The 9,530-nt window shown below is 64.7% G+C and carries 10 protein-coding genes and 2 pseudogenes; 7 read left to right on the forward strand and 5 right to left on the reverse strand.

The features are described 5' to 3' along the window. Together EN824_RS36380 and EN824_RS33300 are read left to right on the forward strand one after the other, a co-directional pair. A pseudogene (locus EN824_RS36380) lies at positions 1–108 on the forward strand (IS110 family transposase); the annotation flags it as partial. 186 nt (positions 109–294) lie between these two features. Further along, positions 295–921, forward strand: a complete 627-nt coding sequence (locus EN824_RS33300) for a glutathione S-transferase family protein (protein WP_127281122.1) — start codon at positions 295–297, stop codon at positions 919–921. A 30-nt stretch (positions 922–951) separates the two neighbouring features. Here EN824_RS33300 and EN824_RS33305 read toward each other — a convergent pair whose 3' ends face one another. From EN824_RS33305 to EN824_RS33315, 3 genes are all read right to left on the reverse strand, one after another. Beyond that, positions 952–2,196 (reverse strand): RNA polymerase sigma factor, encoded by a 1,245-nt coding sequence (locus EN824_RS33305; RefSeq protein WP_135930781.1) that lies wholly within the window; start codon positions 2,194–2,196, stop codon positions 952–954. A gap of 7 nt (positions 2,197–2,203) precedes the next feature. Then, positions 2,204–2,572, reverse strand: a complete 369-nt coding sequence (locus EN824_RS33310; protein WP_127279426.1) for a YciI family protein — start codon at positions 2,570–2,572, stop codon at positions 2,204–2,206. 500 nt (positions 2,573–3,072) lie between these two features. After that, on the reverse strand, positions 3,073–3,213 hold the full coding sequence (locus tag EN824_RS33315) for a hypothetical protein (RefSeq protein ID WP_013892047.1): 141 nt from the start codon (positions 3,211–3,213) through the stop codon (positions 3,073–3,075). A gap of 396 nt (positions 3,214–3,609) precedes the next feature. Between EN824_RS33315 and EN824_RS33320 the strand changes: the two genes are divergently transcribed. From EN824_RS33320 to ligD, 3 genes are all read left to right on the forward strand, one after another. Then, positions 3,610–4,116 (forward strand): ferritin-like domain-containing protein, encoded by a 507-nt coding sequence (locus EN824_RS33320; protein WP_127279425.1) that lies wholly within the window; start codon positions 3,610–3,612, stop codon positions 4,114–4,116. Between the two features lie 108 nt (positions 4,117–4,224). Further along, a complete protein-coding gene (locus EN824_RS33325; protein ID WP_135862900.1) occupies positions 4,225–5,097 on the forward strand; it encodes a Ku protein in 873 nt (290 codons plus the stop codon). Positions 5,098–5,106: 9 nt separating this feature from the next. After that, a complete protein-coding gene (gene ligD / locus EN824_RS33330) occupies positions 5,107–7,647 on the forward strand; it encodes a DNA ligase D (protein ID WP_135933152.1) in 2,541 nt (846 codons plus the stop codon). A 191-nt stretch (positions 7,648–7,838) separates the two neighbouring features. On the opposite strand, the gene EN824_RS33340 is transcribed toward ligD, so the two are convergent. Next, positions 7,839–8,513, reverse strand: a complete 675-nt coding sequence (locus EN824_RS33340; RefSeq protein WP_127871080.1) for a winged helix-turn-helix domain-containing protein — start codon at positions 8,511–8,513, stop codon at positions 7,839–7,841. 162 nt (positions 8,514–8,675) lie between these two features. Between EN824_RS33340 and EN824_RS33345 the strand changes: the two genes are divergently transcribed. Together EN824_RS33345 and EN824_RS33350 are read left to right on the forward strand one after the other, a co-directional pair. Next, complete coding sequence (locus EN824_RS33345; protein WP_127279421.1) at positions 8,676–9,008, forward strand: NIPSNAP family protein; 333 nt, start codon at positions 8,676–8,678, stop codon at positions 9,006–9,008. Next, positions 9,005–9,349: an antibiotic biosynthesis monooxygenase gene (locus tag EN824_RS33350; RefSeq protein WP_127871078.1), complete on the forward strand. Its 345-nt coding sequence runs from the start codon at positions 9,005–9,007 to the stop codon at positions 9,347–9,349. The genes EN824_RS33345 and EN824_RS33350 overlap by 4 nt, the downstream gene beginning before the upstream one ends. 73 nt (positions 9,350–9,422) lie before the next feature. On the opposite strand, the pseudogene EN824_RS36385 reads toward EN824_RS33350, so the two are convergent. Further along, positions 9,423–9,530: pseudogene (locus EN824_RS36385) on the reverse strand (IS110 family transposase); the annotation flags it as partial.

Consider the following 9,530-nt stretch of genomic DNA (forward strand, 5'->3'; position numbering starts at 1 on the left):
AACGGTAAGCAACCAAAGGTCGCCATCGTCGCCGTGGCCCGAAAGATTATGACCATCCTCAGCGCCATGCTTCGACACAACCAACCCTGGTATCCAGACAAAGCCTGAAAACACAGTTGCTCATCCGTCTCGGCGCTGGCGCGCCGATCCACCTTCTCCCACAAGGGGAGAAGGAAAGGCCCCGTGAGCCTGGCCCGCAGAAAAACCTGCCGTGGCGCGCCGTACCCGACTTGAGCAGACCGCTGCTCCGGTGCAAACCTCCAGCGGCCCTGGTTCGGGCCGGGGGAGGATTTCATGTACAAGCTCTACACGCGCCCCGGCAGCGGCGGTTTCGTCGTCGAGGCTGCACTGGCGCTGATCGATGCGCCTTTCGAACAGATCGACGTGCCGAAGAACGAGGCGCCCGATCCGGCCTTTCTCGCCATCAGCCCGTTGAACCAGGTGCCGGTGCTGACCTTGCCGGACGGGCGCTCGGTCACCGAATCGGCGGCGATCTGCATCCTGCTCGCCGAACGCCACCCACAGGCCGGCCTGGCGCCGGCGGCCGAGGAACCGGCGCGCGCGGAGTTCCTGCGCTGGATGGCGTTCATGTCCTCGGTGCTCTACCCGGCGGTGCTGCGGCTCTACTATGCCCATCGCTACACGGCGGATGCCGAGGGTACGAAGGCGGTGAAACAGGCGGCGGTCGCCGAGATGGACCGTGGTTTTGCAGTCGTCGATGCCGCCTTGCGCGGCCGCGACTGGCTCGTCGGCGATAAGATGTCGCTGGCCGACATCTATCTCGTCATGCTGGTGGCCTGGCATCCCGACATCGACAGGGCGCGGGCGGCCTGGCCTGATATCGAACGCCTGTGGGCGCGGTTGCGCCAGCACCCGCTCATGAAGACGCTCAACACGTCGCACGAGATGTGGCCGGCCTGATCGGCCGAAAGCCGCCCGCGCTCCTGGACCTCACTGTATGAGCGCGGTGCGTTTTGCCTGCAGGAAGCGGCGCACCGCCGGATCGCGCTCGAGGCCGATCGCGCGATCATAGGCCTCGACCGCCTGCGGTCCCTGGCCGAGCCTGGCCAGGAGACCCGCACGCGCGGCCCAGTAGGGCTGATAGCCGTTGAGCCGCTTGTCGTCGCCCAGCACGTAAAGGGCGGCCAACCCCGCCACCGCGCCCTCGGTCTCGGCGATCGCCACCGCGCGGTTGATCGCCACGACCGGCGATCCCGCGATCGAAAACAGCGCGTCGTAGAGTTCGCGAATCGCGATCCAGTCGGTGCGGCCGGTGAGCCGCCGCGCCGCATGGACGGACTGCACGGCCGCCTCCAGCTGGTAGCGGCCGATGACGCCCTTGGCGGCGGCGCCGCGAAGACATGCTTCGGCCTCGTCGACCAGGGCATGATCCCACAATGCATGGTCCTGCTCGGCGAGCGGCACATAGTCCCCGGCCGTGTCGCGACGCGCCGCGCGGCGCGCCTCGGCGAACAGCATCAGCGACAGCAGGCCCAGCGCCTCCGGCTCGTCCGGCAGCAGCGAGGCCACCAGCCGGCCGAGCCAGATGCCTTCGGTGGCGAGGTTGCGGTGCCGCGTCTCGGTACCGGTCGGATCTGACCAGCCCTCGGCGAAAGCGGCGTAGATCGCCTCCAGCACCGCATCCAGCCTTTCACCGAGTTCGGCCCGCTCCGGCACGCGGAACGGAATGCCGGTCTCGCGGATGCGGCTCTTGGCGCGCACCAGGCGCTGGCCCATCGTGGCCGGCGAGAGCAGGAAGGCGGAAGCGATCGTGGCGGCATCGAAGCCGAGGATGGTCTGCAGGATCAGCGGCGCCCGCACGCCGGGTTCGATCGCCGGATGGGCGCAGGCGAACATCAGCCGCAATCGTTCGTCGGGCAGGTCCTCGTCGGTCATGCGCGCCTCCGTCTCCTCGGCAATCAGCTTGAGATGGTCACGGCCGGCTTCGCTGGTCAGCCGCCGCCGCACCGCATCGACACGCCGCCGCCTGGCCACGGCGAGCAACCAGGCTTCCGGCTTTTCAGGCACGCCGGAGCGCGGCCAGCGTTCGAGCGCCGCGGCAAAGGCGTCGGCCAGCGCATCCTCGGCGGCGGCCACGTCGCGCGTGCGCGCGGCGAGCCAGGCGACCAGCTTGCCATAGCTCTGCCGGGCGGCGGCCTCGGCGACCGCCCGGGCGATCTCCGGGCGACTGTCCATCACGCCGTCACTTCTTGGGCATATAGTCGGCCATTTCCCAGATCGGCCGCAGCTCGACCGTGCCGGTGCTGGCCGCCGGACAGCGTGCCGCCCAGTCGATGGCGGTATCGATGTCGGCCGCCTCGATCATGTAGAAACCGGCAAGCTGCTCCTTGGTGTCGGCATAGGGGCCGTCGATCACGTTGGTCTTGCCGTCGGCGATCCGCACCGAGGTGGTCGCCTGGGTCGGACGCAGCCTTTCGCCGGCCAGCCACGCCCCGGACTTCTTCAACGCCTCGGTATAGGCGGCATAGGCCGCGCTCATCTGCTGGGCTTTCTCGATCGGCGTGTTCGCCAGCGCGGCTTCGTCGTTGTTGATCAAAAGCATGTATCGCATGGGTCTTCTCCCGTGGTTTCGAGGGCCGCGTCCTTGCGGGGCCAGACGTATGTCGCGCGGCGGTGGCCGATTTCGACAGGTTGCGGAAAAAACTTTCGTCTCCGGCCGCGCCTTGTGCAAGCGGGCATGCGATTCAAGGGCTCGGGGGCCGGCATGGAGCCGCCGGAAGGTGCGGTGAGATGGCTGGTGGATTTATGCGCCCAGAATGGGCGCGCGGCGTCGCGTCATGCTCGCCCTCCGGCGCCACCGGCAATGGCTGGAAGCTGTACACGGATGGCTTGCATCAAAGGATGGGGAAGGCGGCTTGGGACGGTCGGTCACACTGGCCTCGGCTGCTTATGTCCTGTGACACTAAGCCAGCCGATGGCGGTCTCAAAGACGCGGCGATGGCGCACGCTGTCTGCCGGCGAAGGCCGGACGTTCGGCGCGATAGGTCGTGGCGCGGGACGAGGCACCCGGCCTGCAGATGCGGCTGTTGTGGCGGCTCTCGAAAGTCATGGTCAGTGCGCGCCCAGCGAGGTGCCGCGACGGGCGCAGGCCGGACCGGGGCCGCGCATGTAGTAGCGCTCGGGCCGATAGGTCGGCGCGACGAATTCGCGGATGGCGGCGGCATAGCCGATGAGGTGCGTGAGGAAGTTCATTTTACCCGGTCCCTGTCCCGATTTTCGGATGTCCCTTCCGAATTGCGAGAACGATAGCATCAAGGCGTGAATACTCAGTGAACGCGATGTTAATTTTTGGTCGAAAACCCGTCGCTTCGTGGCCGGAATGCGGCTGATTCGGGGTGTTTCGGTGCCCCTTGTCGTCATTTCGGCTGGTGTGACTTTTGCATCACATATGTTTCGTTTGAATGTCGCCTTGGCGCGCTTTTGTTTCAACTTTCGAACCGTCGCTGGAATTTCCTTGCCGGATGGCCGGTGGGGTCGGAACCGGCCCGGGCAACGGACGTTGGGATCACGGCATTGCCGGCTCACAGGTGCTGCCTGTCGGCAGGCCGGAATCCCGCCACAAGCAAGAGCAATGGAAAGGCTGAAATCATGGGCTTCTTTTCGAAGGACATCAAAACACTGGACGATCTCTTCGTGCACACGCTGCGCGACATCTATTATGCCGAGAAGCAGATCGAGAAGGCGTTGCCGAAGATGATCGACAAGGCAACCGATCCGCAATTGAAGGCCGGCTTCGAAAAACATCTCGAACAGACCAAGGGCCATATCGAACGCGTCGAGGAGGTGTTCGAGCTGCACGGCGTGAAGGCCAAGCCGGTGAATTGCCCGGCCATTGACGGCATTCTCGAGGAGGCCGACGACGTCAGCAGCGATGTCGATGACAAGGATGTTCTCGACGCCGCGCTGATCGCTTCCGCCCAGGCCGTCGAGCACTATGAGATGACCCGCTACGGCACCTTGATCGCCTGGGCCAAACAGCTCGGCCGCAGCGACTGCGCCAATGTGCTGGCCAAGAACCTCAGGGAAGAGCAGGCGACGGATCGCAAGCTGACCGAGATGGCGGAAAGCAAGATCAACCTGCAAGCCGCCGAATAGGGGCTGACAGCCGTGGCCGGCGGCAACCGCGCCGGCCACGGCCGGATCGCGTTGGAACCGAGTGGGGTGGTCGTCCGTTCCAGCTGATCTTTCCAAGGGGAAATCATCATGGCGCCGCGCCCGGCCTGGAAAGGCTATCTGAAGCTCTCGCTGGTCACGTGTGCCATCGAACTGACCAATGTCGTCACCCATGCCGAGAAGGTCTCGTTCCGCATCCTCAACCGCAAGACCGGCAATACGGTGAAGCGGATCTACGTCGATGCCGAGACCGGCAAGCCGATCGAGGACGGCGACGAGATCAAGGGCTACGAGATCGACAAGGGCGATTTCGTCCGTATAGAGGAGGACGAGATCGAGGCGGTGCAGATCGAATCCTCGCACACGATGAGCCTCGACGGCTTCGTCGACAAGGCCTCGATCGAGCAGATCTATCTCGACACGCCTTACTATGTCGCGCCGGCCGACACGGTTTCGGAAGAGGCCTTCGCCGTCATCCGGGATGCCATGGCGGGCAAGAAGATGGCGGGGCTTGCCCGCATCGTTCTGTACAGCCGCGAACGGCCCGTGGTCATCGAGCCGCTCGGCAAGGGCATGGTGCTGACGACGCTGCGCTACGACAACACGGTGCGCCAGCCGGAAAGCGTCTTCGGCGACATCAAGGCGGTGAAGACCGACCAGGAGATGACCGATCTCGCCGAACTCATCATCGACAAGAAGAAGGCGAAGTTCGATCCGTCGAAATTCGAGGACAAATATGAGGACGCCCTGCTCGAACTGATCCGCGCCAAGAAGGCGGGGCACAAGGCGCCGAAGGCCAAGGCCGCTCCCAAGCCCTCCAACGTCGTCAATCTGTTCGACGCGCTGAAGAAGAGCCTCTCGTCGGACTCCGGCCCGTCGAAACCATCATCCCAGGCGAAAGCCAAGCCGGCGACCAAAAGCGCCAAGGCGAAAAGCGTTGCGCCGAAGCGCAAATCGGCCTGAGGATACGAGATGGCAAGCCTCGAACAGTATCATTCGAAGCGCGACTTCAAGAAGACCGCGGAGCCGGCCGGCAAGGTTACGCGCGGGCAGAAGGGCGGCGGCATCTTCGTGATCCAGAAGCATGCCGCGACAAGGCTGCATTACGATTTTCGCCTCGAGCATGACGGCGTGCTGTGGAGCTGGGCGGTGACGCGCGGTCCTAGCCTCGACCCGCACGAAAAGCGGCTGGCCGTGCATGTCGAGGATCATCCCATCGACTATGCCGGCTTTGAAGGCACCATCCCCAAGGGCGAATATGGCGGCGGCTCGGTGCTCGTCTGGGACGAAGGAACCTGGACGCCCGAGGACGATCCCGCGAAGATGATGAAGAAGGGGCACATCAACTTCGAGCTGGAAGGCCACAAGCTGCGTGGCAAATGGCATCTGGTGCGGCTGCGGCCGCGCCCGGGCGAAAAACGAGACAACTGGCTGCTGATCAAGTCCGACGACGACGCCGCGCGCCCCGGCGAGGATATTCTGGCGGACGAGCCGAAGTCGGTGAAATCGGGCCTGACGATCGAGGAGATCGGCGAAGGCAAGGCGGCCAAGGGCGAGAAACCCAAGGTCTGGCACTCGAACAAGCCGGCCACCGGCAAGGCGAAGGCCGGGGCCAGGAAACTCGACTTCATCGAACCGCAGCTCGCCACGCTGGAGCGGGACGCACCGTCGGGCCAGGACTGGCTGCATGAGGTGAAGTTCGACGGCTATCGCATGCAGGCGCAGATCGCCGGCACCGACGTGCGGCTCTTGACCCGAACCGGCCTCGACTGGACGGAAAAATTCGGCGGCGAGATCGCGGCCGAACTCGCCGGGCTGAAATGCAGCGATGCCATCATCGACGGGGAGATCGTCGTGCTGGCCGACAGCGGCGTGTCGTCCTTCGCGCTGCTGCAGCAGGATCTGTCGGCGAAGCGGACGAACCGGTTCATCTACTATGTGTTCGACCTGATGCGGCTCGACGGCAAGGATTTGCGGCGGGAACCGCTGGTCGAGCGCAAGCAGGCCTTGCAGGACCTGCTCGGCGAGCCGGCCGCCAATGCGGCGGTGCGTTTCTCCGACCATTTTGCCGAACCCGGCAAGATCATGCTCGAACATGCCTGCCGCATGGGGCTGGAAGGCGTGGTCTCAAAACGCGCCGATGCGCCCTACCGCGGCGGGCGCGGTCCGGCATGGGTCAAATCGAAATGCACGGCGCGGCAGGAATTCGTCATCGGCGGCTATCTGCCGTCTGACAAGACGGGACGCGGCCTGCGTTCGCTGCTGGTCGGCTATTACGAAGACGGCAGCCTGCACTATGCCGGCCGGGTCGGCACCGGCTTCTCCACCAAGGGCGCCAACGACCTGAAGAAGAGGCTCGATGCGCTGAAGGCAGACGCCTCGCCCTTCGATGCGGCGGTGCCGAAGGGCAAGGGCCTTGTCTGGGTCAAACCGGAACTGGTCGGCGAAGTGGAATTTCGCAGCTGGACCTCGGACCGTATAATACGCCATGCTTCGTTCCAGGGGCTGCGCGAGGACAAGCCGGCGGAGGAAGTCGTGCAGGAAAAGCCGAAGGCGGCGACAGGCAAGCCAGCGACAGGCCAGCCAGCGACAGGCAAGGGCCCGGCAAAGGCCAAGCCGGCGGCAAGCAGCGCCGGTAGGCCTGCCGGCGGGATGACGACCTCCGTAAAGCTCTCCCATCCCGACAAGCTTTTGTGGCCCGACGAGAAGATATCGAAGCAGGACCTGCTCGACCATTACGCGCTGGTCTGGCCGCGCATGGAACAGTTCGTCGTCAACCGGCCGCTAAGCCTGGTGCGCGCGCCGGACGGCGTTGGCGGGCAGCGCTTCTTCCAGAAACACGCCTCCCCCGGAATGAGCGACAAGATCGCCCGGATGAGGGACCCCGGGGATGGCGAGGAAATCCTGTTCATCCGGGATTTCGACGGGGTCGCGGCGCTCGTCCAGTATGGTGTGGTCGAGATCCACATCTGGGGCTGCACGATCGACAAGCTCGAACAGCCGGACCAGATCGTCTTCGACCTCGACCCCGATGAGGGCGTCGATGTGAAGGCGGTGCGCGAGGCGGCGCTCGACATCAGGGGCAAGCTCGACGAGCTCTCGCTGCCCAATTTCGTCAAGACATCGGGCGGCAAGGGCTTTCATGTCGTCGTGCCGCTGAAACCATCGGCGGATTGGGCCGAAGTCAAAGACTTCGCCCATGATTTCGCCAGGGCGCTGGAGCAGGGTGCCCGCGACCGCTACACGGCGACGCTGTCGAAGAAGGCGCGTACGGGAAAAATCTTCGTCGACTATCTGCGCAATGGCAGCGGCGCGACCACCGTCGCACCTTACTCCTCACGGGCCAAGAAGGGCGCGACGGTGTCCATGCCGGTGACCTGGGCCGAGATCGAGGCCGGCCTGGCGCCGAACGCCTTCCCGATCGGCGACAAGACGACGTTGGCGAAGCTGGCGGAAGCCGATCCCTGGAAGGACTTTTTCAGGCAGGGGAAGGCTTTGAAGCGGACCCCATGATTTCGTCATCCTAGGGCGGAGCGACGCAAAGCGTCGCGCAGAACCCTAGGATCCATGCCGTGACTTCGGCCGCAGATCGGGGCAGAGCGGAGTTCTGGACCGTATTATCGTTGGGAAGTTCCCGGCATGGATCCTCGGGTCTGCGCTGCGTCGCTGCGCTCCTTGCTTCGCCCGTGGATGACGAAGCAGGTTCACCCCAAAAACACCCTTTCGAACGCCTGCTTGCCCGGCGGCGAAAATACCACCGCGCGGCTGTCCTTCTCGCGGCGTGCCCATTTCTCGGCAAGGATCTTGTCGAGGATGGCGGCGCCCAGCGTGCCGGCGAGGTGCGAGCGCCGCACGCTCCAGTCGAGGCAGGCGCGGCACACCGGCCGCCTAGGCTTGGTGTAGACATCGATGCCGATCGCCGCGAAGTGCGAGGCCGCCGAGGGGCCGAGCCTGATCTCCTGGCCGTCGCGGACCAATATGTTCTTGTCGACAAGACGATCCAGCATCGCAACGGCCTGTTCGCCGGCAAGGTGATCGTAGCAGACGCGCGCGATGCGCATCGCGCCGTCGCGGGGGCCCGGCCGCACGCGCTTTGGGCCTACGGCTTCGGCCACGCCGGTGATGGCTTCGATCATGCCGGCCACTTGCGGGCCGGCCAGCCCGTAATAGCGATGCCGGCCCTGACTGGCCACGGTCAGCAGTCCGCCCTCCATCAGTTTGGACAGATGCGAGGACGCGGTCGGCAGCGACACGCCGGCCTCCAGCGCCAGTTCGCTCGCGGTCAATGCCGTGCCACCCATCAGGGCGTTCAGCATGTTGGCGCGGGCCGGATCGCCGACCAGGCTGGCGATGCGGGCAATATCGGGTCCTTCGCGCATGGTTTGATCCTCATCGAAGCATTCTTGTAAGATAACCAGTATTCTCGGTCCAGCTCAAGGAGCCGGCATGATGGCTCCTGACACCAGACTGACTAGCACAGAGATGCGCGTGACGTTTCGACCGCCCTCGAACCGTCGTTGCAAAACCCCAAGGAGACCGAGATGACCATCACCTGCTTCATCCGCTATGAGATCGACCCGTTCGGCAAGGCCGCCTTCGAGGAGTATGCCCGCAATTGGGGCCAGGCCATTCCGCGCTGCGGCGCCGATCTGATCGGCTATTTCGCGCCGCACGAGGGCTCGGCCACGACGGCCTATGCCGCCTACAACATCGAAAACCTGGCGGCCTACGAAGCCTATCGCGCCCGGCTTGCCGCCGACCCCGCCGGCAAGGCAAACTACGAGTTCGCCCGCCGCGAACGGTTCATCCTCAAGGAGGACCGCATGTTCCTGAAACTGGCGTCCGGCCCGCACGCGCCGCTGGTGAAGGTATGATCGCCGTCATCTTCGAGGTGCAGCCCGCGGAAGGCCGGCGCGAGGCTTATCTCGGCATCGCCGCCGAGTTGCGTCCGCTGCTCGACGGCATCGATGGATTCATTTCCGTCGAGCGCTTCCAGAGCCTGGCCGACCAGAACCGGGTGCTGTCGCTGTCATTCTGGCGCGACGAGGAGGCGGTCAAGGCCTGGCGCAATACGGAAGAACACCGGCAGGCGCAGCAGGCCGGGCGCGGCGGTATCTTTGCCGGCTATAGATTGCGGATCGCCCATGTGGTGCGGGACTACGGGCTGGCCGAGAGGGACGAGGCGCCGGCGGACAGCCGGGCGGTGAATGGGTAGCGCCTTCCCTTCTCCCCTTGTGGGACAAAGTGGATCGGCGCGTCAGCGCCGAGACGGATGAGCAACTGTGTTTTCAGGCTTTGTCTGGATACCAGGGTTGGTTGTGTCGAAGCATGGCGCTGAGGATGGTCATAATCTTTCGGGCCACGGCGACGATGGCGACCTTTGGTTGCTTACCGTT

It is taken from the genome of Mesorhizobium sp. M8A.F.Ca.ET.181.01.1.1, assembly GCF_004792025.1.
Classification (GTDB): Bacteria; Pseudomonadota; Alphaproteobacteria; order Rhizobiales; family Rhizobiaceae; genus Mesorhizobium.

What these genes read in the sequence shown, in the direction of transcription:
- EN824_RS33300 (WP_127281122.1), top strand. Translation starts at nt 295, where the DNA reads ATGTACAAGCTCTACACGCGCCCCGGCAGCGGCGGTTTCGTCGTCGAG.
- EN824_RS33305 (WP_135930781.1), bottom strand. Translation starts at nt 2,196, where the DNA reads ATGGACAGTCGCCCGGAGATCGCCCGGGCGGTCGCCGAGGCCGCCGCC.
- EN824_RS33310 (WP_127279426.1), bottom strand. Translation starts at nt 2,572, where the DNA reads ATGCGATACATGCTTTTGATCAACAACGACGAAGCCGCGCTGGCGAAC.
- EN824_RS33315 (WP_013892047.1), bottom strand. Translation starts at nt 3,213, where the DNA reads ATGAACTTCCTCACGCACCTCATCGGCTATGCCGCCGCCATCCGCGAA.
- EN824_RS33320 (WP_127279425.1), top strand. Translation starts at nt 3,610, where the DNA reads ATGGGCTTCTTTTCGAAGGACATCAAAACACTGGACGATCTCTTCGTG.
- EN824_RS33325 (WP_135862900.1), top strand. Translation starts at nt 4,225, where the DNA reads ATGGCGCCGCGCCCGGCCTGGAAAGGCTATCTGAAGCTCTCGCTGGTC.
- ligD (WP_135933152.1), top strand. Translation starts at nt 5,107, where the DNA reads ATGGCAAGCCTCGAACAGTATCATTCGAAGCGCGACTTCAAGAAGACC.
- EN824_RS33340 (WP_127871080.1), bottom strand. Translation starts at nt 8,513, where the DNA reads ATGCGCGAAGGACCCGATATTGCCCGCATCGCCAGCCTGGTCGGCGAT.
- EN824_RS33345 (WP_127279421.1), top strand. Translation starts at nt 8,676, where the DNA reads ATGACCATCACCTGCTTCATCCGCTATGAGATCGACCCGTTCGGCAAG.
- EN824_RS33350 (WP_127871078.1), top strand. Translation starts at nt 9,005, where the DNA reads ATGATCGCCGTCATCTTCGAGGTGCAGCCCGCGGAAGGCCGGCGCGAG.